Origin of the sequence: Rhodococcus sp. NPDC060084 (assembly GCF_042730335.1) — a bacterium.
Taxonomy (GTDB): domain Bacteria; phylum Actinomycetota; class Actinomycetes; order Mycobacteriales; family Mycobacteriaceae; genus Rhodococcus.
On sequence record NZ_JBHWWX010000049.1, the window covers coordinates 1 to 26,714 of the forward strand.

The window sequence follows — 26,714 nt, forward strand, 5'->3', positions numbered from 1 at the left end:
CGGTCATCGCGTCGGCGCGGCCGGGATCGGCGGCGAACATCTCCCGCAGATGCATCCCCTCGACCTCCGCGCGATGATCGACCAACTTCTGCCACGGGGTGGATCGGGTCACGTCGCTCATGCGATCGACAGTAGTGTCCACCTCCCCGAACCGCCGGGTTTGCACCCTCCGCGGCGCGGGACGCGCATGATGGGGTTCATGGACACATCAGAACTGATCCGGTCCGTGCCCACCGACCTCTTTCTCGGTGGCGAGTGGGTGCCTGCCGGAAATCGAGCGACCTTTCCCGTCCACAACCCCGCCACGGGTGACGTTCTGGCCGAGGTGGCCGACGCCACTCCCGACGACGCCATGCGCGCCCTGGATGCTGCGGTGACCGCAGGCCGCGACTGGGCCGCGACGCCTCCGCGTGAGCGAGCAGAACTTCTTCGCGCGGTGTGGGCGAAGATCAGCGAACGCGCCGACGACGTCGCGCTGCTCATGACCCTCGAAATGGGTAAAGCATTGCCCGAGAGCCGGTCCGAAGTCGCGTACGGCACCGAGTTCCTGCGATGGTTCTCCGAGGAAGCAGTGCGGATCGCCGGCCGCTACACCCCCGCCCCGGCGGGCAACGGCCGCATTCTCGTCACGAAGCAACCGGTCGGCCCGTGCCTTGCGATCACGCCGTGGAACTTCCCTCTCGCGATGGGTACCCGCAAGATCGCCCCCGCTCTGGCCGCGGGGTGCACGATGCTCGTCAAGCCTGCGTCGGAGACGCCGCTGACCCTGCTGATGCTTGCCCAGTTCTTCGCCGAAGCCGGTCTGCCCGCAGGCGTGTTGTCGGTGCTGCCGACGTCCCACGCCGGGGATGTGACCGGCCCCCTGCTCGAGGATCCGCGGCTGCGCAAACTCACCTTCACCGGATCGACGGCGGTAGGACGGTCGCTCGCGCAGACCGCCGGCCGGTCGCTCCTGCGCACCTCCCTGGAACTCGGCGGAAACGCACCGTTCGTCGTGTTCGACGACGCCGACCTCGATGAAGCGGTCGAGGGTGCGGTTGCGGCCAAACTGCGGAACGGCGGTGAGGCGTGCACGGCCGCGAACAGGTTCCACGTCGCGAACTCCGTCCGGGAGGAATTCGTCACCAAGCTCACCGAACGCATGGCGTCGTACAAGCAAGGGCCGGGGACCGATCCCGACACGACCCTCGGGCCGCTGATCAACGAGAACCAGAAGAAGACGGTGATCGAACTGGTCGAAGACGCGGTTGCGGGAGGCGCGACGGTGCGACTCGGCGGCGAGACCCCGGAGGGCCCGGGCTGGTTCTATCCGGCCACGGTGCTCGACGACGTGCCGCGTACTGCTCGCATCCTGCGGGAAGAGGTCTTCGGGCCGGTCGCCGCCGTCACCGGTTTCGACACGGAGGACGAGGCCGTCGCCGCAGCCAACGACACCGAGTACGGGCTGGCGGCGTACATCTTCACGCACGATCTGGATCGGGCGCTCCGGGTGTCGGATGCACTGGAATCGGGCATCGTCGGCGTCAACCGGGGAGTGGTGTCGGATGTCGCCGCACCGTTCGGCGGGATCAAGGCGTCCGGCATCGGCCGCGAAGGCGGGACCGAAGGTATCGAGGAATACCTCGAGACGAAATACATCGCGCTCCGGTAACGGGAGGGAGCCCCGCCGCTACGCCCACGGGCCGGCAGTGTTCAGGCCGGCGCAGTGTTCGGGCCGGCACTGCCCGTGGGCTAGTGGCCGAGGCGACCGCGGCCGAGGCGCAGCAGCAGCATCGCGAGGGTGTGGCCTTCCTGGCCCAGTTCGCTGAAACGCTCGAGCACCTTCATCTCGCGGCTGTGCACGAGCCTCGTGCCGCCGGACGCCATCCGGGTCCGGCCGATGATGCGCGAGACCTCGGTGCGGCGCTTGACGGCCGCGAGGATCTCGGCGTCGAGGCGATCGATCTCCTTGCGGAGTTCGTCGATCTCGGCCTCGGTGGTGGGCACTGCGTCGGCGGTTTCGCCGGAAAGAGCAGCGTCGGTGTTGGCGTTCAATGTCATCTCCTCGCGTCAGCGCTGGCCGTCCGACCGGTGAAGGGCGCATGACATAACGTCCAGTTTGCCACCGTGTCAATCCGCGGCCAAGTCGGGGATTCGCTGTCGTACGCGTCCGGTAGTTTGGTAGAACGATGAACACTCCCGTTGCTCCCGCCCACACGACCCCCGATTCGGACGCTCTCCTCGAGGGACTCAATCCACAACAGCGGGAAGCGGTCACGCACGAAGGTGGGCCGCTGCTCATCGTGGCGGGTGCGGGCTCGGGCAAGACGGCAGTGCTCACGCGGCGGATCGCCTACCTGCTGGGCGAGCGAGGCGTCGCACCCGGTCAGGTGCTCGCCATCACGTTCACCAACAAAGCAGCCGCAGAGATGCGCGAGCGCGTAGCCGCTCTGGTCGGGCCACGTGCCCTGTCGATGTGGGTGTCGACCTTCCACTCGAGCTGCGTCCGGATTCTGCGGGCCCAGGCGAGCCTCCTGCCCGGCATGAACTCCAACTTCACGATCTACGACGCCGACGATTCGCGCCGGCTGCTGACGATGATCGCGAAAGACCTCGAACTAGACATCAAGAAGTACTCTCCGCGGCTGCTCTCCACCCAGATCTCGAATCTGAAGAACGAGCTGATCGGCCCGGAAGAGGCGGCGGCCGCCGTCGGTGCCGACGCCAGCGATCTGGAACGGATCGTCGCGCGGGTGTACGCGCTGTATCAGCAGCGCCTCCGTGCCGCGAACGCTTTCGACTTCGACGACCTGATCGGCGAGACCGTCGCGTTGCTGCAGGCTCACCCGGACATCGCCGAGTACTACCGCCGGCGCTTCCGGCACGTGCTGGTCGACGAGTACCAGGACACGAACCACGCCCAGTACGTGCTGGTCCGCACCCTGGTGGGCGACCCCGACGACGACTCCACCGTCGAGCCGAGCGAACTGTGCGTGGTCGGCGACGCCGACCAGTCGATCTACGCCTTCCGCGGCGCGACCATCCGCAACATCGAGGAGTTCGAACGCGACTATCCCCAGGCGCGCACGATCCTGCTCGAGCAGAACTACCGGTCCACCCAGAACATCCTGTCCGCGGCGAACGCGGTGATCTCCCGCAACACCGGTCGTCGCGAGAAGCGGTTGTGGACCGATTCCGGTGAGGGCGATCTCGTGGTCGGGTACGTGGCCGACAACGAGCACGACGAGGCGCGGTTCGTCGCGGCGGAGATCGACCGTCTCGTCGACGAGGGCATCAAGTTCTCCGATATCGCGGTGTTCTACCGCACCAACAACGCGTCCAGGGCCTTCGAGGACGTGTTCATCCGTCACGGCGTGCCGTACAAGGTCGTCGGCGGGGTCCGGTTCTACGAGCGCAAGGAAGTGCGCGACATCGTCGCGTACCTCAAGGTCCTCGAGAACCCCGAGGACACCGTGAGCCTGCGCCGGATCCTCAACACGCCTCGACGCGGCATCGGCGACCGGGCCGAGGCCTGCGTGGCGGTGCATGCCGAGCGTCTCGGCATCGGGTTCGGTCAGGCGCTGCGGGATGCGGCCGAGGGCAAAGTTGCCCTGCTGAACACTCGTGCGCAGAAGGCGATCGCCGGATTCGTGGGGATTCTCGACGAACTGCGGGCGATGCTGGTGGTCTCCGACGCCGACGGCAACGACACGGTCGACATCGGCGACGTGGTCGAGGCGATTCTCGAACGCACCGGGTACAGCTCCGAACTCGCCGCCAGCGACGATCCGCAGGACGGCGCCCGGCTCGACAACCTCAACGAACTCGTCAGTGTCGCACGGGAATTCAGCGCCGACGTGCGCAATGCCGCGGGTATCGAAGATGTGGGACGTGAAGACGGCGACCCGGATCCCGGTTCGCTGGCGGCGTTCCTGGAGAAGGTCTCACTCGTCGCCGACGCCGACCAGATCCCCGAAAACCAGGACGGTGTCGTCACGTTGATGACGCTGCACACCGCCAAGGGACTCGAGTTCCCCGTCGTGTTCGTGACGGGCTGGGAAGACGGGCAGTTCCCGCACATGCGTGCGCTCGGTGATCCTGCCGAGTTGTCCGAAGAGCGGCGTCTGGCTTACGTCGGCATCACGCGAGCGCGCCGTCGTCTGTACGTCAGCCGCGCAGTGCTGCGCTCGTCGTGGGGACAACCCGTCACGAATCCGGAATCTCGTTTCCTGCAGGAGATTCCGCAGCACCTCGTCGAATGGAAGCGGACAGATCCGGGGCCGGGTCGCGGACATGCCATCGGCTCGGGCACGGGATCGCGGTTCGGTGCGAGGGAGGAGCGTTCGTCCTCGCCGAGTTTCGGGGCGCCGCGCGGGCGAAACAATCACCTCGTGCTCGCCGTCGGCGACCGCGTCAGCCACGACAAGTACGGGCTGGGCACGGTTCTGGAGACGAAGGGCAGTGGGCCCACCGCGACGGTCGTCATCGACTTCGGAAGTGCCGGTAAGGTCCGGCTGATGCTGGTCGGCGGCGTGCCGATGATCAAGCTCTAGGCGCCCGCACCGCGGTTGCCCGCGCGGGCTGTCGCGAGGCGACCGGTATCGCGGCGGAAGGGCGCGCGATGTGGGAGTTCGTCAGACGCGGTTGCTGCCGGGGGCGATGCCCCGGGTGGCGAGCCACGGCACCGGGTCGATCTTGTCGACGCCGTTGAGGTGCACCTCGAAGTGGAGGTGCGGACCGGTGGAGAATCCGCGGTTACCCATGGTGGCGATCTGGTCGCCGGCCAGGACCTGCTGTCCCACGCTGACCATGGACTGATCGATGTGCCCGTACACGGTGACCGTGCCGTCGGCATGGAGCAACCGGATCCACATACCGAAACCCGACGCGGGACCGGAATCGATGACTTCACCGTCGGCGACCGCGAGGATCGGGGTGCCGATCGGGCCGGCGATGTCGATGCCGGCATGGAGAGTGCCCCAGCGAGCACCGAAGTTCGAGGTGAACGCGCCCGCAGCGGGAAGGACGAACAGGGGCCGGCGTGCCGCTGCCTCGCGTGCCGCTCGCTCCTCGCTGAAGCGTTCGCCCTTGGCGAGGAGGTTGGAGAACTGCGACAGGTCGTTGGGGTCGGCGATGTTGAGCACCTGGGGCGCCTGCGAGGGTGCCGCACCGGTGCTGTCGGAAGTGAACTGCGCTGCCTGCGGCACCGCGGTGGCCGTGATGACCGAGGAGTCGCTGGTGTCTGCGGCGAGTGCGACCTGGCTGTGGTCGGCGTTCTGGCCGGGGCCACCGTTGGTCGCTGCCTGACCCGCTGCGACGACTGCGCCGGCGGCGACGGCGAACACCGCGGCACGGCCCTTGAGCGCGGTCGGGGGAGTAGGCACCCGGTGCGCTCCGCTGCGGCGAACAGGAGAGACGGTGTCGGAAGATTCGGCGGAATCCGAGGTGGGAGCGTCGACGTAGTAGGTCGGCTCGGAGGCGAGGCCCGTCGTGCGGAAATCTATGGTCGCTGTGGTCCAAGCGTTCCAGTCGTCCGGTGCCGTTTCGGGCCGGCGGGCGTGGCTTTCGGCAATCGGGCTGCCTGGGCGCATCGCCATCCTCCGTTTCGTGACCTCATCGTTACTTGACCTGAGCGACGGTAACGAAACGATCGCAAGCAGGGCAACCTATAACGCAAACCAAAGCCCTTATGTGAGCGGCATCACAGTTATGTGCTGGGAAAAGCGGGGAATGGGCCGAATGTCACGGGATGAAACATCCAATGACTTTTGCATTGCGAAAGAGTCTCGGAGCAATCGGGGGCCGACTGCCGGGTGGCCTCGGGGGAGCCGGTCGCGGCCGCGTGAGCGGCGCCTGTCATCCTGGGGATGGTGCTCCTCTTGGTTGCGGCGTTCTCACATTCCGGGAGGAAACCCGTGAGCTAACCCTCGGCGTCCAGGATCCGTGACATGCGCCACATGCCCGGAGCGCGGACGTTTCGCAGGGCGTCCATGTAACTAGAGTCCGAACCGGCCCGCTCAATACCCCCGAGCGGGCGTGAACGCAGACGAGACGGTGAGCAGATGGATCTCTTCGAATACCAGGCGAAGGAACTTTTCGCCAAGCATGACGTGCCGACGTCGGCTGGACGTGTTACAGACACGGTCGCCGGAGCCCGCGAGATCGCCGAGGAAATCGGCAAGCCCGTGATGGTCAAGGCGCAGGTCAAGGTCGGCGGCCGTGGCAAGGCGGGCGGCGTGAAGTACTCCGCCGACGTCGATGCCGCCGTGGCCAACGCCGAGGCCATCCTGGGCCTCGACATCAAGGGCCACGTCGTGAAGAAGCTGCTGGTCGCAGAGGCGAGTGACATCGCCGAGGAGTACTACATCTCCTTCCTGCTCGACCGCACCAACCGCACCTACCTGGCGATGTGCTCCGTGGAGGGTGGCGTCGAGATCGAGGTCACCGCCGAGGAGAACCCGGACGCCCTCGCGAAGATCCCGGTGAACGCGGTCAAGGGCGTCGACCTGGCCTTCGCCCGCGAGATCGCCGAGGCCGGCAAGCTGCCCGCAGAGGTGCTCGATGCCGCCGCCAACACCATCCAGAAGCTGTGGGAGGTGTTCATCAAGGAGGACGCGCTCCTCGTCGAGGTGAACCCGCTCGTCCGCACCCCGGACGACCAGATTCTGGCTCTCGACGGCAAGGTGACGCTGGACGAGAACGCCGCGTTCCGTCAGCCCGGCCACGAGGCATTCGAGGATCGGGACGCCACCGATCCGCTCGAGCTCAAGGCCAAGGAGAACGACCTCAACTACGTCAAGCTCGACGGCGAGGTCGGCATCATCGGTAACGGCGCAGGACTCGTGATGTCCACTCTCGACGTCGTTGCCTACGCAGGTGAGAAGCACGGCGGAGTCAAGCCCGCCAACTTCCTCGATATCGGTGGCGGCGCTTCGGCTGCCGTCATGGCCGCCGGCCTGGACGTGATCCTCAACGACGAGCAGGTCAAGAGCGTGTTCGTCAACGTCTTCGGTGGCATCACCGCATGTGACGCCGTGGCAAACGGCATCGTCGGCGCGCTCGAGACGCTGGGCGACGAGGCCAACAAGCCGCTGGTCGTCCGCCTCGACGGCAACAACGTCGAGGAGGGTCGCCGCATCCTCTCCGAGGCCAACCACCCGCTGGTCACGGTCGTCGCCACCATGGACGAGGCTGCCGACAAGGCTGCCGAGCTCGCCTTCGCAGCGAAGTAAAGGGACACACAGAACAATGGCAATCTTCCTTACCAAGGATTCCAAGGTCATCGTCCAGGGCATCACCGGCGGCGAGGGCACCAAGCACACCGCTCTCATGCTCAAGGCCGGCACCCAGGTTGTCGGCGGCGTCAACGCCCGCAAGGCCGGCACCACGGTCTCGCACACCGACAAGGACGGCAACGCCGTCGAACTGCCGGTCTACGGCACCGTCGCCGAGGCCATGAAGGAGACCGGCGCGGACGTCTCCATCGCGTTCGTTCCGCCGGCCTTCGCGAAGGACGCCATCGTCGAGGCCATCGACGCCGAGATCCCGCTGCTGGTCGTCATCACCGAGGGCATTCCGGTGCAGGACTCCGCGTACGCGTGGGCCTACAACGTCGACAAGGGCGAGAAGACCCGGATCATCGGCCCCAACTGCCCCGGCATCATCACCCCCGGTGAGGCGCTGGTCGGCATCACCCCGGCGAATATCGCCGGCAAGGGCCCGGTCGGTCTGGTGTCGAAGTCGGGCACCCTGACCTACCAGATGATGTTCGAACTCCGTGAGTACGGTTTCTCGACCGCCATCGGCATCGGCGGCGACCCGGTCATCGGCACCACCCACATCGACGCGATCGCTGCGTTCGAGAAGGATCCCGAGACCAAGGTCATCGTGATGATCGGCGAGATCGGCGGCGACGCCGAGGAGCGCGCAGCCGATTACATCAAGGCCAATGTGACCAAGCCGGTCGTCGGCTACGTCGCGGGCTTCACCGCACCCGAGGGCAAGACCATGGGCCACGCCGGCGCCATCGTCTCCGGTTCCTCGGGCACCGCCCAGGCCAAGAAGGACGCCCTCGAGGCCGCCGGCGTCAAGGTCGGCAAGACGCCGTCCGAGACCGCCGCTCTCGCGCGCGAAATCCTGCAGTCGCTGTAATTTCGCACCGTTCGACCTCTGCCCGTGTGTGTTCCCGACGGAACACACACGGGCAGTGTGTTTTCGGGGGCAGGCGTGTTTCGGGGGCAGTGTGCTTTCGGTGCCTACTCGTCGATCCACTGGTGCCCCACCGGCGTGAGGTCACCCGAACCGGACGTGACCGACGCGACCGTCGCCGTGAGAACGACCGGGTCGGACGTCGCGACGGTCAGTACCGCACGCTCGCCGTACGCGACGCCGAGCACGCTGACCCCGCGCTGTCTCAGCTCGGCTTCCACGCGACCGGCGTCGGCATGATCGACCCCGAGTTCGAACAGCTCCCGGCGGACCCGCGTGACCACGCGCGCCGAGTCGAGCGCGGTCGTGACCGCTCCCGAGTACGCGCGCACGAGTCCGCCCGCACCCAGCTTGATGCCGCCGAACCACCGCGTCACCACCACAGCGACGTTCACGAGGTCACGGTGATGCAGGACCTGCAACATCGGGATACCTGCGGTTCCGCCCGGTTCGCCGTCGTCGCTCGACCGCTCGGCCCGCGTCGCATGCTCGTCGCCGACGACGAACGCCCAGCAGTGGTGGCGTGCATCGGGATACAGTCGCCGTTGTTCCTCGACGAAGGCCAGCGCCGACTCCGGTGATTCGACACGCCGGAGTGCGGCGAGAAATCGCGAACGTTTGACCTCGGTTTCCACAACGACATCCGGGCCCGGGGCAAAAGTGTGCGGCATGGCCCCATTCTCGCGGGTCGTGCCTAGGCTGGTACGCAGGAGACGGACGACAGCCGAACCGACAGCAGGAGGACCGATGAATTTCCCCGCAGGGCAATCCACCCCGAGCAAGGTGGTGCCGCTGCTGCTGCCACTTGTGGTCGCCGCGCTCGGTGTCGTGAACTTTCTACTCGGTCTCGCGCCGTATGTGAGCATCACGTTCGGTTCCCGCGTCGCACTGTCGTCGTTCGATTTCGGATTCGCCGTCGTGCCCCTCGCTTTCCTGTTGCTCGGTGGCGTCAGCGCAGCGCTCTCGTTGCTGCCCGGCCAGGACCTGCGGGCAGTGGCAGTGGTCGCGTCGGGAGTCGGCTTCGTGACCTCGCTCTTCCAGTTGTTCCATCTGCCGGAAGACACGGGAATCGCCTGGGGCGGAGTCACGATCCTCGTCTTCGGCTTCGTGCAGGCCGCGCTCGCCGTCGTCACTCTGCTGTTCGGACTGGGCATTCTGGTGCCCGGACGCTCGGCACGGCAGAGCGGTGGCGCACAAGGCTATCCGCAGGGTTCGCCGCAGCAGGGTTCGGCGCAGCAGGGTGTCGGACAGTTCGGTGCCCAGCAGTACCCGGGACAGCAGTTCGGTGCCCAGCAGTACGGCGGGCAGCAGTACACCGGCCAGCAGCAGTACGGCGGCCAGTACGGCGGCCAGCAGCAGTACGGCGGGCAGGCCGCCGGAGCTCAGCAGTATCCCGGTCAGCAGTTCGGTGCTCAGCAGTTCCCGGGTCAGCAGTTCGATGCCCAGCAGTACGGGGGCCAGCAGTACGGCGGTCAGTACGGGGGCCAGCAGTACGGTGGGGCGCAGCAGTACCCGGGCCAGCCCGCCTCCGGCCGGCAGTCCGAGCAGTCCGGTAGCCAGCACTCCGGTAGCCAGCAGTACCCCGGTGGGTCGTCTTCCTCCGCGTCGCCGTCGCCGGAGTCGCAGTACCCCGCCGGACAGCAGCCGGGCGACCAGCCTTTTGCGGGCGCACAGCAGCACGGTGGGCAGTTCGGCCAGCAGCACTCGGGCGAACACGGGGGCACCGACCAGGAACGCACACAGCGCTTCACTCCCGCTCAGTACGGCGGGCCCGACCAGGCCACCCAGTCGCATTCCGGGGTGAACACCGGCGGCGAGTACGACCGGTCCGAGTCGGAGCACACGGACGCGCAGCAGTCGCCGGGCCGCCCGGAGCAGGAGGATGCGTCGTCGGCGCCCGAGTCCGATGCCGAGCGCGCCGTCGTGAACCGCGCCGAAGACAACGAGGGTTCCGCTCCCGGCGAGCCCGCCCCCACCCAGGCGTTCCGCTCACCGGGTGACCAACGGTGATCGGCGCGCCTGACACCCTCCGCGACACGTCGGTGACACCCTCGACTCGATGACTTCCACGCTCGGCCGGTCGACCCGGCACACTCCACCCGAGGACGGCCACCTCGATCCGGAGCGGTTCCGAATCCTGGTCGGTACCGCGGCACGTCTTCCCGCGGTGACGCTCGCGGTGGTCGCCACGATCGTGGTGACCACCATGGTGCTCGCGAACAGCGACCTGGCGGGGATCTACGCCGCCATCGCGGGTACCTGGCTCGCGCTGCACCAGGTGACCCTCACGATCGACGGCACCTCGCTCGGTGTGCTTCCCCTGTTGCCCACAGCGGTCCTGGTGTGGTTGTCGGCGCGAGGGGCCGCCTCGGCGGCAGACGCCGTCATGGACTACACCGGGTACCAACTCGAAGGCCCCGACGCCGCACGCATCACCGCGGCAACACTGGCCGGCCCGCTGACCGTCACGGTCGTCGCGCTCGTCGTGATGCAGGACGCGGCGGGTGTTCTTCCTGTCGCGTCGCCGAACCCCGCTGCGGCTCTGGCGTGGGTGACGGGCCTGTACCTGCTCGCCGCGTTGCTCGGAATCGGCTCACGTCTGTGGCGGCCGCTGGTCCTCCGGTACGCGGTGCCGGAATGGCTCGTGCTGTCGGTCCGCCCCGCGGCGAGGGCGGTGCTCGGCATGTTCGCGGTCGGCGGCGTCCTCGTCGTCGCGGGACTGCTGTGGTCGTGGACCACACTGGGCGACCTGCTGGCACGCGGTGAAACCTGGACGGGCGTCCTCGGTCTCACCGTCCTGTCGATCCTGTACCTGCCGAATCTGGTGATCGGTGCGTCCGCGGTGCTGGCCGGGAGCACCGCACAGTTCGGGCAGGTGCGGTTGAGCTTGTTCGAGGCGTCGGGGGGCGATCTGCCTGCTCTCCCGATCCTCGCGGCGATCCCGGCGGGACCGGCGCACGCACTGTGGCCGGTACTGCTTGCTGTGCCGGCCACAGTCGGTGCTCTGCTCGGCCGGTTTGCCGCGCAGCGCACGCTCCAGGCGCAGGCCGACGGGGCGCCGGTGGGAAGCCTCGACGCTGCTCGGACGGTTCTGGCCGCGGCAGGGTTCGCCGGGCTGGTCACCGCAGGCATCACCTGGGCGGCAGGTGGCCCACTGGGAATCTTCGGGGTCGTCGGGGCCAGATGGTGGCTCGCCGGCGTGCTCCTGTTCGCGTGGGCAGGACTGCTCGGGCTCATAGTCGCCCAGTTGCTCATGTGGCGCGAGGGTCGCCTGGCCGCCGCAGTCCTGCGCGAGGACTACCACGAGCAGGTAGACGACGAGCAGTTGGACGATGACCCGATCGACGACGAGCTGAGGGAGGATGACGAGGCAGCGGAGCGCAGCGACGCGGCCGAGGATTCCGATCACGACGCGGACCCGGACTCCGACTCCCGCACCGACGAGACGTCGGAGGGCGTGTCTGCGGAGGACGAGTCCGGGGAGGACGAAAGCCGAGAAGCCGTGGCGGACGCCGAGTCGGAGGCGGAGTCGGACACGGAGGGCAAGGGCAAGGGCAAGAAGGGCGCCGACTAGGCTTTGACACGGCCGGTTCGTCGGCCGACCCCCTCGAGTTCCAGGAGTAGTGCCCTGACTGCCTCGCGTGACCAGTTGCCGCCCACCGCACCGGCGCGGCTCGTCGTACTCGCGTCCGGGACGGGAAGCCTGTTGGCATCACTGCTCGAGCAGGCGCGTGACGACGACTACCCCGCACGCATCGTCGCTGTCGGTGTCGACCGCGAGTGCCCGGCCGAAGAGCACTCGGCGGCAGTCGGTATCCCCGTGTTCCGGGTGTCCCTGCGCGAGCATCCGGACAGGGCTGCCTGGGATCGCGCACTCACCGAGGCCGTCGCCGAATTCGAGCCCGATCTCGTGGTCACCGCCGGATTCATGAAGATCCTGGGACCGGCGTTCCTCGACCGTTTCGGTGGACGCATCATCAATACCCACCCGGCATTGCTGCCGTCGTTCCCCGGTGCACACGCGGTGCCCGATGCGCTCGCGTACGGCGTGAAGGTCACCGGTTCGACCGTGCACCTCGTCGACGGCGGAGTCGACACCGGCCCGGTGCTCGCGCAGGAGGCGGTGCCCGTCCTCGAGGACGACGACGTGGCGAGCCTGCACGAACGAATCAAAGTTGTGGAGCGACGGCTGTTGGCAGAGGTGGTCGCCGCCGTCGCGACCCGTGGAGTTGTTTCCGATGGACGAAAGGCCGTGATCCCCGGTGACCGAACGTAAGACTGTGCGCCGCGCGCTGGTCAGCGTGTACGACAAGAGCGGACTCGTCGAACTGGCGACAGGACTCCACGACGCGGGGGTCGAGCTGGTCTCGACCGGCTCCACCGCGGCGACGATCGCCGGAGCGGGCCTGCCCGTGACGAAGGTGGAGGAACTCACCGGCTTCCCGGAGTGCCTCGAGGGTCGCGTGAAGACGCTGCACCCGCGTGTCCACGCGGGCATCCTCGCGGACACCCGCAAGCAGGACCACCTCGACCAGATCGCCGATCTGGGCATCGAGGCATTCGAACTGGTCGTGGTCAACCTCTACCCGTTCACGGAGACGGTTGCCTCCGGCGCCGGCCCCGACGAGTGCGTCGAGCAGATCGACATCGGCGGACCGTCCATGGTGCGCGCCGCTGCGAAGAACCATCCGTCGGTGGCCGTGGTCGTGGATCCCGCCGCGTACGGCGATGTCCTCGAATCCGTTGCGGCCGGCGGTTTCACCCTCGAGCAGCGCAAGCGCCTTGCCGCGCAAGCGTTCCAGCACACCGCGGCCTACGACGTCGCGGTGGCGACCTGGATGAACAGTGGCTACGCGGCTCCGGACGACGATGCGAAGTTCCCCGCCTGGACCGGCGCCACGTGGACTCGTGCGAATGTGCTGCGCTACGGCGAGAACCCGCACCAGGCGGCTGCCCTCTACGTGGACGGGTCGGGCGAGCCGGGACTCGCTCAGGCCGAGCAGTTCCACGGCAAGGAAATGTCCTACAACAACTATCAGGACGCCGACGCCGCATGGCGCGCCGCGCACGATCATCGCGAGCCGTGCGTCGCGATCATCAAGCACGCCAACCCCTGTGGGATCGCGATCGCCGATGACATCGCCACCGCTCACCGCAATGCCCACGAATGCGACCCGGTGTCGGCATTCGGTGGTGTGATCGCCGCGAACCGTGAGGTGAGCGTGAAGATGGCCGAGCAGGTCGCCGAGATCTTCACCGAGGTCGTCATCGCGCCGTCGTATGCGGACGGTGCGGTAGAGGTGCTCTCCCGCAAGAAGAACATCCGCATCCTGCGGGCCGACTCGCCGTCGTCCTCGCAGATCGAGATGCGCCAGATTTCCGGCGGGCTCCTGCTTCAGGAACGCGACGCGCTCGATGCCGAGGGCGATGCACCGGCCAACTGGCAGCTCGCGTGCGGCGAGGCCGCCGACGAAGCCACCCTGCGCGATCTCGAGTTCGCGTGGCGGACGGTGCGCGCCGTCAAGTCCAATGCGATTCTCCTGGTCTCGGGTGGCGCGACCGTCGGAGTCGGCATGGGGCAGGTCAACCGCGTCGATTCGTCGCGTCTGGCTGTGGCACGCGCGGGCGACCGGGTCGTCGGTTCCGTCGCCGCCTCGGACGCGTTCTTCCCGTTCGCGGACGGCCTCCAAGTGCTTACCGAGGCCGGAGTGAAGGCCGTCGTTCAGCCCGGCGGATCGGTGCGCGACAACGAGGTCATCGAGGCAGCGCGTGAAGCCGGGATCACCCTGTACCTGACGGGTGCCCGCCACTTCGCCCACTGACAGATACCGGACGGCGCCGTCCACGGCGCACGTGCCTGCGGGTCAGGCAGCGTGCGAGTGGGCGGCGTCGTCGTGTGCGGACTCGGTTCCGCGCGATCCGCGGCCCTCGGAGATGACGAGCCGCGCGGCACCCCGGTCGAGCAGTTCACGGATCAGATCTGCTGCGGCGGCGCCGCTTTCGGTGCCACCGACGCGGCTGAGATCGATCGTGATGGCGTGGCCGGTCAGGTCGCCGGGCAGGTCCGACGGGACGGATCCGCCGGGTTCGATGCGAAGTTTCATGATGTTGTTTCTCCTGTCGGGGAATGAAGCTGTGGGGATAAGAAAGGGCACCCGGGGCGATGTGCCCGGGTGCCCGAGAAGGGAGTCGTCGTGTGACTTCTATTCTCGGGGTGGCCTTGCGGCGAAGTGGGAATGAAGGTGCGCAAAAGGTACGGAACAGCCGATGACGTGCATGTGCTTGAATCGCATCGAACCGTACCTTTCTCGGGCGTACCAGCGGGTTAACGGGAAACCATACACCAATAACGTGAAAGCGACATTTGTTATTTCGCGGACCCGGTCACAGACTCTTCAGCCACGCCTCGAAACCGGACGTGAACTCCTCCGAGAAGGGCAGGTCGGCGATGTAGTCGGCGCCCGTGGACTGCTGGTCCCCGATGTCCTTGAGGACGTGGTTGGTGCGGGTCATGCGCAGCGATGTCAGGCGGGTGTGGACGAGCGCGTCGTCGAGAGCGTCCACGTCCTCGATACGCACCTGGATGTCCTTGGTCGATGCGCTCGAGAGCACCGGCAGGTCGCCGTCGACCTGGGCGGCGAGCATCCGGGGATCGAGCGCGTCCTCCTCCGCGAGAGCCTTGGCGTTCGCGGGAACGAGCCCGGCGTTACGGAGGGGTTCGGGCAGGTGGTCGCTGAGGGTTCCGTCGGCCCGCAGCGATTCGACCGCTCCGGTCAGCGCCAGCCGGAGTTCGTCGGCAATCTGCACGGGGAGCTTCTGGGCGACGACCACCGCGTCGAGCTGGGCGTCGATCTGGGCGGTCAGCAGGTCGAGCAGGCGTACCGCGAGGGGTTCGATCAGACCGATACCCCTGATCCGCGGGTTGTCCTGCGCCAGCGCCAGGGCGATCAGCGCACCTTCGCTGTGTCCGACGACGTAGAGACGGTTCGCGTCGACACCGCGCCGGCCTGCGAGGAAATCGAGACCTGCGGACGCGGCGTCGATGAACGTGGAGAACCCGAGATCGGCGACGTCCTCGACGTCGTACGGTCCGAGGCCGGTCACGCCGCTGCCGAGCTTGTCGTAGCGCAGGCTGGCGAAGCCGTGCGGTTCGAGGACGTCGGCGAGGTGGCGCAGCGTGCCGATCGGCCCCGGAAGCAGGGCGCTGTCACCGTTGCGGTCGGTAGGACCGCTGCCGGCGAGCAGGAGCACTCCGGGCACCACACCCCTCCTCATCGACACGGGTACCCGGACGCTGCCGTGCAGGGTCACGTCGCCGCTGGAAAAGGTGATCTCGGTGTCCGACATACACCGTGTCTATCAGAAGAGCCCCCGACGTTCCGTATTCAGGCACCTTATGGGTGCGTACCTGCGGAGTGCCGCCGAACGGAGGTCTCGCCCCGGCGGCGTCAGGGTGCGTCGTCGTCGACGTCCGGCCCCCTGCTGTCACCGTCTTCGGCACCGGCCGCCGTGCCGTCGATACGGCCGGATTCGGTGTCGTTGTCTGCGGACTCCGGGGCGGGCAGTTCCTCCGCGTAGGGCGCGCGCGGTGGAGCGATCTCCGCGAGACGCTCGTTGACGGCATGCGCGAGAAGGTCGTGCTGCAGAACCGACAACGGCACCATTCCGTCGAGATAGGCCTCGATCTCGACCTTGCCCGCATCCCCGCCGAGCGCGAAGTAGCGCAACCACAACTCGTCGAGACTCAGCCCGGTCGCGGCGAGCGCCTCGAGGAACCGGCGATGCGCCTCGCCGGACGGAAACAGACGCATCACCTGCTCACCCCGCTTCGTCACCGGCCGCCTCGACGAGCGTCTCTGCCAGGGTTGCCAGGGTGGTTCCCGACAGGCTGGACTGCTCGATCAGCCACCGCATGGCCTGATCGGGGTCCAGTTGTTCGCGCAACATCACGATGCCCTTCGCGGTGGCGATCCAGATCCCGGGTGTGCAGCGCGCGCTTGAGGTTGTCGCTGAGCCGTTCGGCACTGCGGAAGGTGTGCACGTTGGCGACCAGAATGGCGGCCTGGGCCGCGAACCGCCGCAGCAGGCCGACCTCGGTCTCGTCGTAGGCCCCGGCGCGGTCGGAATACACCTTGATCGCCCCCCACGACCGGTCCGCGGTGACCAGCGGCGCGCTGAGCACCGACCGGATACCGGTCGAGTCCACCCGTGCCGACCACAGCGGCCACCGGGGATCGGTGCCGACGTCGTCGACGCGCACGATCACCCCGTCGTGCCATGCGGTGAGGCACGGTCCCTGGCCGAGTTCGTATTGCAACGCGTCGGCGCGTTCGACCATCCGATCGGTCGCGGCGGAGGTGACCTCGTCCCCGTTGATACCGCGGACACTGACCCCGGATCCGATCGATCCGGGCAGGGTGTCCACGGCCAGGGAGGTGATCAATTGCAGTGCTGTGGCGACGGTCTGTTCGGACAGCAGCACTCCGGACATCCGGGCGTACACAGCCGTCAGCTCGTCCGGTGTCGAGTCCGGAAACGCATCCACGCGGCCCCCTTTCGTCTGTGGGACTACCCATCATCGCGGAGACGAACCGAGGTGTCCGGCCTGGCCCGGTGGCGATGCCTTTCCGCCAGCCTAGACCGCGGCCACCGCGGGCGAATCGGCCTTCCGGCGACGCACAGCGGGCACGTTTCTCGACGATCCACCGGATCCGGCGGCCCAGGTCGTCCGGGAAGAAGAGGTTCCTCGGCTTGCAGGTGCCGAAACCGCCGCACGGTCGTACCTTGGATGAGGTGACGTCTCCCACACCGCGCCCGTCCACCCTCGGAGAGCTGCACGCCTCCGGCCACGTACATCGTCCCGTCAAGGACGAGATGAGGCAGAACCTCGTCGCCGCGCTGCGCGACGGCACCGATCCCTGGCCCGGCATCGTCGGATTCGACGAGACCGTGGTCCCCCAACTCGAGCGGGCACTGCTCGCCGGTCACGATGTCGTCCTTCTCGGCGAACGAGGCCAGGGCAAGACGCGCCTGCTGCGTACCCTCGCGTTACTGCTCGACGAGTGGACCCCTGTGATCGCGGGATCCGAACTCGGTGAGCACCCCTACGAACCCATTACGCCCGTCTCGCTCCGCCGCGCGGCCGAACTCGGCGACGATCTGCCGGTCGCGTGGCGACACCGCAGCGAGCGCTACGCCGAGAAGCTGGCAACTCCCGATACCTCCGTCGCCGACCTCGTCGGGGACGTGGACCCGGTGAAGGTGGCGGAAGGACGCAGCCTCGGTGATCCCGAGACGATCCACTTCGGGCTGGTCCCACGCGCCCACCGCGGAATCGTCGCGATCAACGAGCTTCCCGATCTCGCCGAGCGCATCCAGGTGTCGTTGCTCAACGTCATGGAGGAGCGCGACATCCAGGTGCGTGGCTACACACTCCGGCTCCCGCTCGACGTGCTGCTCGTCGCGAGCGCGAACCCGGAGGACTACACCAACCGCGGCCGGATCATCACTCCGCTCAAGGACCGGTTCGGTGCCGAGATCCGCACCCATTACCCCATGGAACTCGACGACGAGGTCGCGGTGATCGAGCAGGAAGCCGACCTGCAGGCCCGCGTTCCCGATTTCCTCGTCGAGATTCTCGCGCGCTTCACGCGGTTGCTGCGCGAGTCGACGTCGGTCGACCAGCGCTCCGGTGTCTCCGCGCGCTTCGCCGTGGCCGGCGCCGAAACCGTCGCGGCCGCTGCCGTGCACCGCGGCGCGGTGCTCGGTGAGGACGACCCCGTGGCGCGGCCCGTCGACCTGGCCACCGTCGTCGAGGTACTACGCGGAAAGGTGGAGTTCGAATCAGGGGAGGAAGGACGGGAATTCGAGATCCTCGACCACCTGCTGCGTCGTGCGACCGCGGACACGGCGCGCACGCGGCTGGCCGGGATCGATCTCGCCCCACTCGTCGCCGCGGTCGAGCAGGGTGAGCCGGTGATCACCGGCGAGCGCGTCACTGCGAAATCGTTGCTCGACGCGCTGCCCGAACTGCCGGTCCTCGACACGGTCGCCGAACGACTCGGCGCTTCCGACAGCGGCTCTCGCGCCGCCGCAATCGAACTCGCACTCGAGGGCCTGTATCTGGCGCGGCGCATCGCAAAGGACGCCGGCCCGCGCGGCGCGGCGGTGTACTCCTGATGGACCGTTCCGCGAGGTACGGCCCGTACCACGGGGGCGACCCGCTCGCGCCACCCGTGGATCTGCGCGACGCGCTCTCCGCGATCGGCGACGACGTCCTCGGCGGGGCGTCGCCACAACGCGCCCTGCGCGAACTGCTGCGGCGCGGCAGCAGCAGCATGCGCGGACTCGACAAGCTTGCCGCGCAGGCCAACCGGCGCAAGAGGGAACTGCTCGACCGCACCGATCTCGACGGCACTCTGAGAGAGGTGCGCGAACTCCTCGACCGGGCGGTGCTCGAGGAACGGAAGGAACTCGCGCGCGCCCTCGACGACGACGCCCGGTTCGCCGAGATGCGGATCGAGGAACTGCCGGCGTCGACAGCGCAGGCCGTTCAGGAACTCGCCGACTACGACTGGCGCAGCGACAAGGCGCGGCAGGACTACGAGAAGATCCGGGATCTGCTGGGCCGGGAAATGCTCGACCAGCGGTTCGCCGGAATGAAGCAGGCACTGGAAGGTGCCACCGAGGAAGACCGGCAGCGCATTTCCGAGATGCTCGAGGACCTCAACAACCTCCTCGACAAGCATGCGCGCGGGGAGGACACACCCGAGGATTTCGAACAGTTCATGGCCGAGCACGGCGAGTTCTTTCCCGACGATCCCCAGAACGTGGAGGAACTGCTCGATTCGCTCGCGCAGCGGGCAGCCGCCGCGCAGCGGCTACGGAACTCGCTGACGCCGGAACAGCGGGAGGAACTCGACGCACTCGCGCAGCAGGCGTTCGGGTCGCCGTCGTTGACGAATCAGCTCGACCGGCTCGACGGACATCTCCGTGCCGCGCGGCCCGGTGAGGACTGGGCGGGATCCGAACGTACCCGGGGTGACGAGGGGATGGGACTCGGTGAGGCGACCTCGGCGCTCCAGGAGATCGCGGAACTCGACCGGCTCGCGGAGCAGTTGTCCCAGCAGTACGCCGGGGCCTCTCTCGACGACATCGATCTCGACGAACTCGAGCGCCACCTCGGTCCGCAGGCCGTGGCCGACGCTCGCACACTCGCCGATCTCGAGAAGGAACTGCAGAAAGAGGGATTCTTCGACCGCGGCGCGGACGGCAAGTGGCGGCTCTCGCCCAAGGCGATGCGTCAGCTCGGGCAGACCGCGCTGCGGGACGTGATGAACCGGATATCGTCCCGCACGGGTCAGCGTGAATCGCGCCGCGCCGGGGCGATGGGGGAGCCCACCGGTGCGACGAAGGCCTGGGAGTTCGGCGACACCGAGCCGTGGGACGTCGTGCGCACCCTCACCAACGCGACGCTGCGCAGCCCCGGCGTGCCGGTCCGGATGTCGGTGAGCGATGTCGAGGTGGTCGATACCGAGCAGCGAGCTCAGGCGGCGGTCGCATTGCTCGTGGACACGTCGTTCTCGATGGTCATGGACGGCCGCTGGGTGCCGATGAAGCGCACCGCTCTGGCACTGAACCACCTGGTGTCCACACGGTTCCGGGGCGACGCGCTGCAGTTGATCGCGTTCGGGCGGCACGCGCGCGTGGTCACCGCACCGGAACTGGCGGGCCTCGACGGTGTGTACGAGCAGGGGACCAATCTTCATCACGCGCTGATGCTCGCGGGCCGGCACCTGCGTCGTCATCCGAACGCGCAGCCCGTCGTGCTGGTCGTGACCGACGGCGAGCCCACCGCCCACCTCGAACCCGAGGGGTACGCGGCGTTCGATTATCCGCCGAGCGCCAGGACTCTGGGCCTGACCGTGCGCGAACTCGACCATCTCGGCAAGATCGGCGCCCAGGTGACGATCTTCCGGCTCGGCGACGGATCCCGGGCTGGCCCGGATCGTCGACCGGATGGCCCGCCGGGTGGGGGTACGGGTCGTGGCACCCGACCTCGACGGCCTCGGCGCCGCGGTGGTGGGCGACTACGTGCGGATGCGCCGCCGCTGACGTGGGCAGCGGGTCAGGTTCGCAGGGCCCGCCACGTCGAGGTGGCCGCGGCGGACAGCAGTGCTGCGGTCACCCAGAAGACCGACGCCACCCCTGCGATTCCGGCTATCCCGCCGGCGGCGACGGGGACGAGCACTTGGCCGAGGCGGTTGCCGGTGAGCCGGACCGCCAGCGCGGAGGCTCGGTCGGAGGGGGCGACCAGTTCGACGACCCAGGTCATCGTGAGTGGTTGACCGACTCCCCAGAACGCGCCGCAGACCGCGAGCATCGCGGCGATGAGCCACGGGTTCGGCAGGAACGGAATGAGCGCGACCGGCACGACGGTGCCCGCAGTGGCGGAGATGAGCAACCGGCGCCGGCCGACGTGCCGCAACGCCCACGGCAACAGCGCGCGGGACAGGATCGACGTGAGCGTCCTCGCGGTGAGCAGCGCCGACACGAGCAGCACCCCGAACCCGAACTGCTCCCCGAGCAGCGGCAGGTACACCACCACGAGGTCGACGGCGGCGAGGACGATCAGACTCGACAGCATCGCCGGTTTCATGCCGGGAGTGGAGAGCATCGAGAGCACCGACTGGGGTGCACCGTCGTCGGCGGTGCGCCCCGAACCGGGCGGCTCCCGCAGGCCGAGCACGAACGGCAATGCCACCGCGCAGATCGCCGTCATCACCAGTAGCGCGCCCGTGGTCTCCACATAGCCGTCGTCCGCGCTGTGGCCGGCGGCGATGATTCCCGCGACCGGCACACCCACGGCCTGACCGACGGAGACTCCGAGCGTGATGCCGGCGAATCCTCGGTCGAGCCGGTCGGGCGGCGACAGGATCGAGACGAATGCCTGGCCGGATACCGTGACGAGCAACTGCCCCAAGCCGAGGACGATGTTGCCCGCGCCGAGCACCAGCAGACCCGAACTTGCCGCGATGAGCCCGACACCGAGCGTGGACACCACGATCCCGATCCGCAGAATCATCGTGGCGTGACCGCGGTCGACGGCACGACCCATCCGGACCGCCGCGATCAACGGCACGATCGCGTACAGGGCGGTGACCAGGCCGATGGTCGTCGCATCGCCGCCGAGCGCGAGGATCCGGTACGACACGAGCACACGAACCGACTGGAAGGCCGCGTGCAACAGCGCGGTCGCGGTGCACAGGTACAGCAGCCAATGGCGAGGTACGCCGATCCGGGAAGCGTGGGACATCGGTCAGATGCCTGCCGCCGCGGGAGACGGGGTGAGCGACATCGCCATGCCGCTACGGTATGCGGCCCGGCACCGTACCTCGTAGACGGCTCGGGCCGGTCGGGGCGACCGTCCGTAAGGTGTTCGGGATGTGTGCGTCACGTCGTCGAGATACGTGGTCAGTGCGGCTCACCCGCCGTGACGACTCGGTCTCCGAGCGGCGACTCCAGCGGAACCTCGAGCGTCCCGGTCACGGCGATCATGATGCACATGCGGTCCTGAGCCTCGGGCAGGGTGCCGCCGAGCACCGTGACACCCACTGCGTCGGTGGTCTCCGTGATCGTGGCGTGCACGCCGTAGCATTCCGGCGTTCCCGTCTCGAAGTGCAGGGCGATGCGGTCGTCTCCGGCACGTGACCATCCCTGGACCTGCACCGGATGCGGGTCGACGATGTCGGGTCGCGCGGTGAACTCCGTCGCCCCTTGCGGCACAGCAATTTCCGGCAGTGGTTCAATGTCATGGCTGCCGGATCCGCAGGCGACGGCGAGAACGCTACAAGCGAGCAGGACGATCAGACGCATGCGGTCACCCTAAGCCCGCACCCGTGGCGGGTCCTCGCCGCGACCGACTCCCCGGAGGACCATGAGGCTGCCAGTCCTGTTCGACCCGCCGGCGCAGGCCATGCCCACGCCCGAGATCCGGGTGGACGCGCAGACCACGCCCCGGCAGTTCACGGTGCGGACGATCTTCGCCGCCCGGAAATGGACCGTCCCGGCCGCGGTCCTCGTCTCGGTGCATCAGATCTGCGAGACCCTCGTGCCCGTCGTGATGGGGCAGGCCATCGACCGCGCCGTTGCCACCCGCGACGCCGGCGCTCTGGTCGCGTGGCTGCTCGTGCTCGCGGCAGTGTTCGTGGTCCTGTCGTTCTCCGCCCGCTTCGGCGGCAGGATCGGGCAGGCCGGAATGCTCGCGGTCCAGCACCGCCTGCGGACCCGGGTCACCGATCGCATCCTCGATGTCCGCGGTGTGGGCGGGCCGCCGCAGGCGCCCGGCGTGACGCTCAACATCGCGACGTCCGACGTCGAGCAACTCGCCCGCGGGATCGCCGTCGCGGTGTATCCCGTGGGTCACCTCGCCGCGGTCCTCTTCGGTGGGGTCGTCCTGCTCAGCACCTCCTGGATGCTGGGCGTCGCGATCCTGACCGGGGCACCGCTGATCCTCTGGTTGCTCGACAAGGGTTCCGGTCCGCTGCGCCGGCGCAGCCTCGAAGAACAGAAGGTCGCGGGTACGGCAGCGGGGACGGCCACCGACCTGGTCTCCGGTATCCGCGTGGTCAAAGGAATCGGAGCCGACGGCGAGGCGTCCCGCCGCTACCTGTCGGCCAGCAGGCGCGCGCTCGACGGTGTGCTGCGCTCGGCACGGGCCGAAGGGGCCTATGTCGCGACCATGGAACTCGTCTCCGGGATGCTCGTCGCCGGGGTCGCGATCGCGGCCGGTGCGATGGCTGTCACCGGTTCGCTGACCGTCGGCCAGCTCATCACCGTCGTCGGTGTCACCCAGGTGATCATGGGTCCACTCGCGGCGCTCGGCACCAGCATGGGCGCCGCGTGGGCATCGGCGGTCGCATCGGCCGAGCGTGTGCTCGGCATCCTCCAGGCTCCGGCCGCCGTCGTTGTGGGTGATCGCGACACCGACGGCCGCGCCACCGTCGAATTCGACTGCCTCACCGCCGGACACGTGCGCGCCCTGACCGCCACGGTCCCGGAAGGAGCATTCGTGGTGGTCCGGGCCGATGCCGACGCCACCGCGGACCTCGTCGCCGTGCTGTCGCGAGTGCACCTCCCCGAACAGGGCCGGGTGCTGGTCGGGGGTGTGGACCTGGCCGAACTCGGAGCAGGCGCCGCGCGGCGCAGCCTGCGTGTCGTGCCCCACGCGTCGCACCTGTTCGAAGGCACAATCCTCGAGAACATCGCCGCGGGGATCCCGCCGGACGCGGCCGATGCCGATGCACGCGTGACCCGGGCGGTGTTCGCCGCGGCGTGCGACGACGTCGCGCGGGTGCTGCCCGCGGGTCTCGACACTCCGGTCGGGGAGGCCGGCAGGCTGCTCTCCGGCGGGCAGCGACAGCGGGTCGCCCTGGCACGGGCGCTCGCGTCCCCGGTCGACGTGCTGGTGCTCGTCGATCCGACGACCGCCGTCGATTCCGTCACCGAGGCGACGATCGCCGAACGCCTGCCGGAAGCGCGGCGCGGTCACACCACGATCGTGTTCACCCGATCACCGGCGTTCACCGCCGTCGCCGACGAGATCCTGAGCCTGCCGGCCGGGTCCGCGATGCCGTCGGTTCCGAAGCAGGAGCAGCCATGACCGCAACCACCTCCCGCGCCGGCGAACGTTTCCGCACGTCCGACGCCCGCGGCACGGTACGCATCGCCCGCGCGTCGTTCGCCGGGAAAGGCCGCGAGACCTGTGCTGTCCTCGTGGTTCTGGTCCTCGGGGCGGCGGCCGGGCTCGTCACCCCGTGGGCGATGGGACGTTCGGTCGACGTGGTGCTCGAGGGCGGCGACCTCGGCGACATCGCGTGGCTCGCAGCCGCCATGGTCGCGGGGACCGTCGCCGCCGCGGCTCTCGGCGGATTCGGACTCGTCCTGACCTCCCGGTTGTTCGAAACCGGGCTGGCCCGGTTACGGGAACGCATGCTCACCGCTGCGATGCGCTTGCCGCTCTCGCGCATCGAGTCGGCGGGCAGCGGCGACCTGGTCTCGCGTGCCACGGACGACGTCTCCCAGGTGGGCTCGGCCATCCGTACCGCCGCACCTGCCATCTCGGGTGCGCTGTTCACGGTGGTGCTGACAATGTTCGGCCTCGCCGCACTCGACTGGCGGTTCCTCCTCGTTCTGATCGTCGTGCTGCCCGTCCACTACATCGGTGCCCGGATGTACACGCGCGACGCGCCACCGGTGTACCGGGAGTCGCGGGTGGCCATGGGGGAGCGTGCGCACCACGTGCTCGGCGGCATCCGTGGGCTGGCGACCGTGCACGCGTTCGACCTCGGGCCTCGTCTCGCGGGACCGATCGACGAGCACTCGTGGTGGGTCGCGCGCTGGGAGTTGCGCGCGCGGATCGTGGTCAACCGCCTGTTCGGCCGCATCAATCTTGCCGAGTTCCTCGGGATGGCGTCCATCCTGCTGGTTGGTTTCGTGCTCGTCGACCGGGATGCTGTGACCGTCGGCGTCACCACCACCGCGATGTTGTTCTTCCTGCGGCTGTTCGGTCCCATGGGGCAGTTGCTCCTCGTCATGGACGACCTGCAGAGCGGCCTCGCGTCGCTCTCGCGCATCGCGGGGCTCATCGAGGAGTGCGAAGAGTACGAGAAGACCGGCACCACGGGACAGGAGCTGCCGCAGCCTACGGGCCGCGAAGTCGTCGCCCGCGGAGTGCGATTCGGCTACGAGTCGGGACCGGAAATACTGCACGGCGTCGACCTGACCATCGCCGACGGCGAGCATGTCGCTCTCGTCGGCGCATCCGGAGCAGGAAAGACGACGTTCGCGTCGGTCGTTGCCGGGGTGCATCCCCCGACGGCCGGGAGCGTCACCTTCGGCGGTGTCCCGATCGACCGGCTCGGTGACGACCGGCGCACCCGCGAGATCGCTCTCCTGACGCAGGAGGTCCACGTGTTCTCCGGCTCGGTGCGTGACGACCTGCGGATGGCTGCGCCGGAGGCATCGGACGAGCGACTCTCCGCGGTGCTCGAACGGATCGGCGCGGCGGGCTGGGTGTCGCGGCTTCCGGACGGCCTCGATACCGAAGTCGGGTCGGGCGGGCACGTCCTCACCCCTATGCAGGAACAACAGCTCGCACTCGCGCGAGTGATCCTGCTCGATCCGGCCCTTGTCATTCTCGACGAGGCCACCGCCGACGCCGGATCGGCGGGAGCCGACGAACTGGAGCGGTCGGCGGAGGAAGCGCTGCGGGGGCGTTCGGCGCTGATCGTCGCGCACCGGCTCAGCCACGCCGCCACAGCGGACCGGATCGTGATCATGGACGACGGACGCATCGTCGAGGAGGGCAGCCACGACGAGTTGGTGCGCCGCGGCGGTCGGTACGCCCGGTTGTGGGAGGCGTGGTCGCGCGGGCGTTCCTGACGGCCGCCGCTCAGGTCAGCAGGCTCGCGACGATGCCGATCGCGGGTATCGAGGCGAGGGTGGTGACGAGCGCCGCGTCGCGCGAGAGGACCATTCCGCGCCCGTACGCGCTCGCGTAGACGAAGACGTTCTGGGCGGTGGGGAGGGCCGCGACCACGACGACGGCGAACAGCGCGTGCCCGTCGAGTCCGAGCAGGTAGCGGCCCATCGCGTACGCGAGCAGCGGTTGCACGACGATCTTGAGCACCGACGCCAGTGCGACGTCCCGTCGCGGGCTCGTACCCTTCTCGAGCACTCGCACGCCCTGCAGCGACAGTCCGAACGCGAGCAGCGCGCCGGGCACCGAGGCTCCCCCGAGCAGGTGGAACGGTTGCAGGATCGCCGCGGGCACCGTCCAGCCGCTGACCGCGACGGCGAGTCCGGCGGCACCCGCGAGAACGATGGGGTTCTTGAACGGGGCCGTGAGGGTGTCGAGTCTGGACGCTCCGGCACGCATGGTCGACAGATCCAGCATCGTCAGGGCGATAGGGGAGAGCACCACGATCTGGAAGAGCAGCAGGGGCGCGACGAACGAGGCGTCGCCGAGAACGAACACCGCGATGGGGATTCCGAGGTTCGCGGAATTGACGTACCCGGCGCAGAGTGCGCCGATGGTGAGTTCGGGTACGGAACGTTTCAGCCACAGGGCTGCGATGACGAAGTACGCGATGGCGACGACGAACGCGGTGGCCGCGGCGACGTACAGGTTCGGGGAGAAGATGACCGCCAGGTCGGACGTGGCGAGCGCGTCGAACAGGAGGGCGGGAGTGGCCACGAAGAATACGAGCCGGCTGAGTACGGTCTGCGCTTCGGCGCCCAGCGTTCCCCGGCGTCCCAGCACGAATCCGATCGCGATGATGACGAAGATGACGGTGAACCCCGCGACCACGCCCGACACCGATTCACCCACTCGTACGAAGCTCTCCACCGGGCGCGTCACGCCCGGCGAAAAAGGTTACCACCGGTAACGGTTCGGTCCGGTTCTGCTGCCGCAACTCCGGGGCAGGGGCGCGAGCACGTGAAGCCGCCGACGGCGGGCGTGAGCC

Annotated in this window: 21 protein-coding genes and 2 pseudogenes; 12 read left to right on the plus strand and 11 right to left on the minus strand. The window is 68.4% G+C overall.

Annotated elements, in window-relative coordinates; genetic code table 11:
• Positions 1 to 199: 199 nt before the first annotated feature.
• Positions 200 to 1,651 (plus strand): NAD-dependent succinate-semialdehyde dehydrogenase, encoded by a 1,452-nt coding sequence (locus ACFWBU_RS19110; RefSeq protein WP_169621430.1) that lies wholly within the window; start codon positions 200 to 202, stop codon positions 1,649 to 1,651.
• A gap of 80 nt (positions 1,652 to 1,731) precedes the next feature.
• Here ACFWBU_RS19110 and ACFWBU_RS19115 read toward each other — a convergent pair whose 3' ends face one another.
• Positions 1,732 to 2,034: a chorismate mutase gene (locus ACFWBU_RS19115; RefSeq protein ID WP_169621431.1), complete on the minus strand. Its 303-nt coding sequence runs from the start codon at positions 2,032 to 2,034 to the stop codon at positions 1,732 to 1,734.
• Positions 2,035 to 2,168: 134 nt separating this feature from the next.
• Between ACFWBU_RS19115 and pcrA the strand changes: the two genes are divergently transcribed.
• Positions 2,169 to 4,532 (plus strand): DNA helicase PcrA, encoded by a 2,364-nt coding sequence (gene pcrA, locus ACFWBU_RS19120; RefSeq protein WP_169621432.1) that lies wholly within the window; start codon positions 2,169 to 2,171, stop codon positions 4,530 to 4,532.
• An 81-nt stretch (positions 4,533 to 4,613) separates the two neighbouring features.
• On the opposite strand, the gene ACFWBU_RS19125 is transcribed toward pcrA, so the two are convergent.
• Entirely contained in the window at positions 4,614 to 5,576 is a 963-nt protein-coding gene (locus ACFWBU_RS19125; protein WP_169621433.1) for a M23 family metallopeptidase, read from the minus strand.
• A gap of 465 nt (positions 5,577 to 6,041) precedes the next feature.
• Here ACFWBU_RS19125 and sucC point away from each other — a divergent pair, with 465 nt between their 5' ends.
• Positions 6,042 to 7,211: an ADP-forming succinate--CoA ligase subunit beta gene (gene sucC / locus ACFWBU_RS19130; protein WP_169621434.1), complete on the plus strand. Its 1,170-nt coding sequence runs from the start codon at positions 6,042 to 6,044 to the stop codon at positions 7,209 to 7,211.
• Positions 7,212 to 7,227: 16 nt separating this feature from the next.
• Entirely contained in the window at positions 7,228 to 8,130 is a 903-nt protein-coding gene (gene sucD / locus ACFWBU_RS19135; RefSeq protein WP_169621435.1) for a succinate--CoA ligase subunit alpha, read from the plus strand.
• A 104-nt stretch (positions 8,131 to 8,234) separates the two neighbouring features.
• Here the strand turns inward: sucD and ACFWBU_RS19140 are convergent, their stop codons facing one another.
• The gene (locus ACFWBU_RS19140; protein WP_169621436.1) at positions 8,235 to 8,858 is read right to left on the minus strand and encodes a YigZ family protein; all 624 of its coding nucleotides are present in this window, start codon (positions 8,856 to 8,858) and stop codon (positions 8,235 to 8,237) included.
• A 76-nt stretch (positions 8,859 to 8,934) separates the two neighbouring features.
• Here ACFWBU_RS19140 and ACFWBU_RS19145 point away from each other — a divergent pair, with 76 nt between their 5' ends.
• The 4 genes from ACFWBU_RS19145 to purH are packed head-to-tail and all read left to right on the plus strand — an operon-like array spanning position 8,935 to position 14,009.
• Positions 8,935 to 10,197: a DUF5336 domain-containing protein gene (locus ACFWBU_RS19145; RefSeq protein WP_169621437.1), complete on the plus strand. Its 1,263-nt coding sequence runs from the start codon at positions 8,935 to 8,937 to the stop codon at positions 10,195 to 10,197.
• Positions 10,198 to 10,246: 49 nt separating this feature from the next.
• On the plus strand, positions 10,247 to 11,761 hold the full coding sequence (locus tag ACFWBU_RS19150) for a DUF6350 family protein (protein WP_378528989.1): 1,515 nt from the start codon (positions 10,247 to 10,249) through the stop codon (positions 11,759 to 11,761).
• A 54-nt stretch (positions 11,762 to 11,815) separates the two neighbouring features.
• The gene (gene purN, locus ACFWBU_RS19155) at positions 11,816 to 12,463 is read left to right on the plus strand and encodes a phosphoribosylglycinamide formyltransferase (RefSeq protein ID WP_378528992.1); all 648 of its coding nucleotides are present in this window, start codon (positions 11,816 to 11,818) and stop codon (positions 12,461 to 12,463) included.
• On the plus strand, positions 12,450 to 14,009 hold the full coding sequence (gene purH / locus ACFWBU_RS19160) for a bifunctional phosphoribosylaminoimidazolecarboxamide formyltransferase/IMP cyclohydrolase (RefSeq protein ID WP_169621440.1): 1,560 nt from the start codon (positions 12,450 to 12,452) through the stop codon (positions 14,007 to 14,009). Before purN ends, purH begins: the two co-directional genes overlap by 14 nt.
• Positions 14,010 to 14,051: 42 nt before the next feature.
• On the opposite strand, the gene ACFWBU_RS19165 is transcribed toward purH, so the two are convergent.
• The 5 genes and pseudogenes from ACFWBU_RS19165 to ACFWBU_RS19185 all read right to left on the minus strand — a co-directional run.
• Positions 14,052 to 14,291 carry a hypothetical protein gene (locus ACFWBU_RS19165; RefSeq protein ID WP_169652566.1) on the minus strand — a complete coding sequence of 80 codons (240 nt, stop codon included), beginning with the start codon at positions 14,289 to 14,291 and terminating at the stop codon, positions 14,052 to 14,054.
• Between the two features lie 280 nt (positions 14,292 to 14,571).
• Complete coding sequence (locus tag ACFWBU_RS19170) at positions 14,572 to 15,534, minus strand: alpha/beta hydrolase (protein WP_378528990.1); 963 nt, start codon at positions 15,532 to 15,534, stop codon at positions 14,572 to 14,574.
• 101 nt (positions 15,535 to 15,635) lie between these two features.
• Positions 15,636 to 16,022 (minus strand): hypothetical protein, encoded by a 387-nt coding sequence (locus ACFWBU_RS19175; RefSeq protein ID WP_296549573.1) that lies wholly within the window; start codon positions 16,020 to 16,022, stop codon positions 15,636 to 15,638.
• Entirely contained in the window at positions 16,006 to 16,134 is a 129-nt protein-coding gene (locus ACFWBU_RS19180) for an ANTAR domain-containing protein (protein WP_240955130.1), read from the minus strand. Before ACFWBU_RS19180 ends, ACFWBU_RS19175 begins: the two co-directional genes overlap by 17 nt.
• A gap of 154 nt (positions 16,135 to 16,288) precedes the next feature.
• Positions 16,289 to 16,678 (minus strand): annotated as a pseudogene (locus ACFWBU_RS19185) (GAF domain-containing protein); the annotation flags it as partial.
• Between the two features lie 302 nt (positions 16,679 to 16,980).
• Between ACFWBU_RS19185 and ACFWBU_RS19190 the strand changes: the two are divergent.
• Positions 16,981 to 18,366 carry an ATP-binding protein gene (locus tag ACFWBU_RS19190; RefSeq protein ID WP_378528991.1) on the plus strand — a complete coding sequence of 462 codons (1,386 nt, stop codon included), beginning with the start codon at positions 16,981 to 16,983 and terminating at the stop codon, positions 18,364 to 18,366.
• A pseudogene (locus ACFWBU_RS19195) lies at positions 18,366 to 20,301 on the plus strand (VWA domain-containing protein). The gene ACFWBU_RS19190 and the pseudogene ACFWBU_RS19195 overlap by 1 nt, the downstream one beginning before the upstream one ends.
• A 13-nt stretch (positions 20,302 to 20,314) precedes the next feature.
• Here ACFWBU_RS19195 and ACFWBU_RS19200 read toward each other — a convergent pair.
• On the minus strand, positions 20,315 to 21,502 hold the full coding sequence (locus ACFWBU_RS19200) for an MFS transporter (RefSeq protein ID WP_169621446.1): 1,188 nt from the start codon (positions 21,500 to 21,502) through the stop codon (positions 20,315 to 20,317).
• 158 nt (positions 21,503 to 21,660) lie between these two features.
• Positions 21,661 to 22,062 carry a hypothetical protein gene (locus ACFWBU_RS19205; protein WP_296549571.1) on the minus strand — a complete coding sequence of 134 codons (402 nt, stop codon included), beginning with the start codon at positions 22,060 to 22,062 and terminating at the stop codon, positions 21,661 to 21,663.
• A gap of 61 nt (positions 22,063 to 22,123) precedes the next feature.
• Between ACFWBU_RS19205 and ACFWBU_RS19210 the strand changes: the two genes are divergently transcribed.
• Positions 22,124 to 23,848 carry an ABC transporter ATP-binding protein gene (locus ACFWBU_RS19210; protein ID WP_296549570.1) on the plus strand — a complete coding sequence of 575 codons (1,725 nt, stop codon included), beginning with the start codon at positions 22,124 to 22,126 and terminating at the stop codon, positions 23,846 to 23,848.
• On the plus strand, positions 23,845 to 25,629 hold the full coding sequence (locus ACFWBU_RS19215) for an ABC transporter ATP-binding protein (protein ID WP_169652561.1): 1,785 nt from the start codon (positions 23,845 to 23,847) through the stop codon (positions 25,627 to 25,629). Before ACFWBU_RS19210 ends, ACFWBU_RS19215 begins: the two co-directional genes overlap by 4 nt.
• 10 nt (positions 25,630 to 25,639) lie before the next feature.
• Here ACFWBU_RS19215 and ACFWBU_RS19220 read toward each other — a convergent pair whose 3' ends face one another.
• Positions 25,640 to 26,566 (minus strand): AEC family transporter, encoded by a 927-nt coding sequence (locus tag ACFWBU_RS19220; protein WP_169621698.1) that lies wholly within the window; start codon positions 26,564 to 26,566, stop codon positions 25,640 to 25,642.
• Positions 26,567 to 26,714: the final 148 nt, after the last annotated feature.

What these genes read in the sequence shown, in the direction of transcription:
- ACFWBU_RS19110 (WP_169621430.1), top strand. Translation starts at nt 200, where the DNA reads ATGGACACATCAGAACTGATCCGGTCCGTGCCCACCGACCTCTTTCTC.
- pcrA (WP_169621432.1), top strand. Translation starts at nt 2,169, where the DNA reads ATGAACACTCCCGTTGCTCCCGCCCACACGACCCCCGATTCGGACGCT.
- ACFWBU_RS19125 (WP_169621433.1), bottom strand. Translation starts at nt 5,576, where the DNA reads ATGGCGATGCGCCCAGGCAGCCCGATTGCCGAAAGCCACGCCCGCCGG.
- sucC (WP_169621434.1), top strand. Translation starts at nt 6,042, where the DNA reads ATGGATCTCTTCGAATACCAGGCGAAGGAACTTTTCGCCAAGCATGAC.
- sucD (WP_169621435.1), top strand. Translation starts at nt 7,228, where the DNA reads ATGGCAATCTTCCTTACCAAGGATTCCAAGGTCATCGTCCAGGGCATC.
- ACFWBU_RS19140 (WP_169621436.1), bottom strand. Translation starts at nt 8,858, where the DNA reads ATGCCGCACACTTTTGCCCCGGGCCCGGATGTCGTTGTGGAAACCGAG.
- ACFWBU_RS19145 (WP_169621437.1), top strand. Translation starts at nt 8,935, where the DNA reads ATGAATTTCCCCGCAGGGCAATCCACCCCGAGCAAGGTGGTGCCGCTG.
- ACFWBU_RS19150 (WP_378528989.1), top strand. Translation starts at nt 10,247, where the DNA reads ATGACTTCCACGCTCGGCCGGTCGACCCGGCACACTCCACCCGAGGAC.
- ACFWBU_RS19165 (WP_169652566.1), bottom strand. Translation starts at nt 14,291, where the DNA reads ATGAAACTTCGCATCGAACCCGGCGGATCCGTCCCGTCGGACCTGCCC.
- ACFWBU_RS19170 (WP_378528990.1), bottom strand. Translation starts at nt 15,534, where the DNA reads ATGTCGGACACCGAGATCACCTTTTCCAGCGGCGACGTGACCCTGCAC.
- ACFWBU_RS19180 (WP_240955130.1), bottom strand. Translation starts at nt 16,134, where the DNA reads ATGTTGCGCGAACAACTGGACCCCGATCAGGCCATGCGGTGGCTGATC.
- ACFWBU_RS19200 (WP_169621446.1), bottom strand. Translation starts at nt 21,502, where the DNA reads ATGTCCCACGCTTCCCGGATCGGCGTACCTCGCCATTGGCTGCTGTAC.
- ACFWBU_RS19205 (WP_296549571.1), bottom strand. Translation starts at nt 22,062, where the DNA reads ATGCGTCTGATCGTCCTGCTCGCTTGTAGCGTTCTCGCCGTCGCCTGC.
- ACFWBU_RS19210 (WP_296549570.1), top strand. Translation starts at nt 22,124, where the DNA reads ATGAGGCTGCCAGTCCTGTTCGACCCGCCGGCGCAGGCCATGCCCACG.
- ACFWBU_RS19215 (WP_169652561.1), top strand. Translation starts at nt 23,845, where the DNA reads ATGACCGCAACCACCTCCCGCGCCGGCGAACGTTTCCGCACGTCCGAC.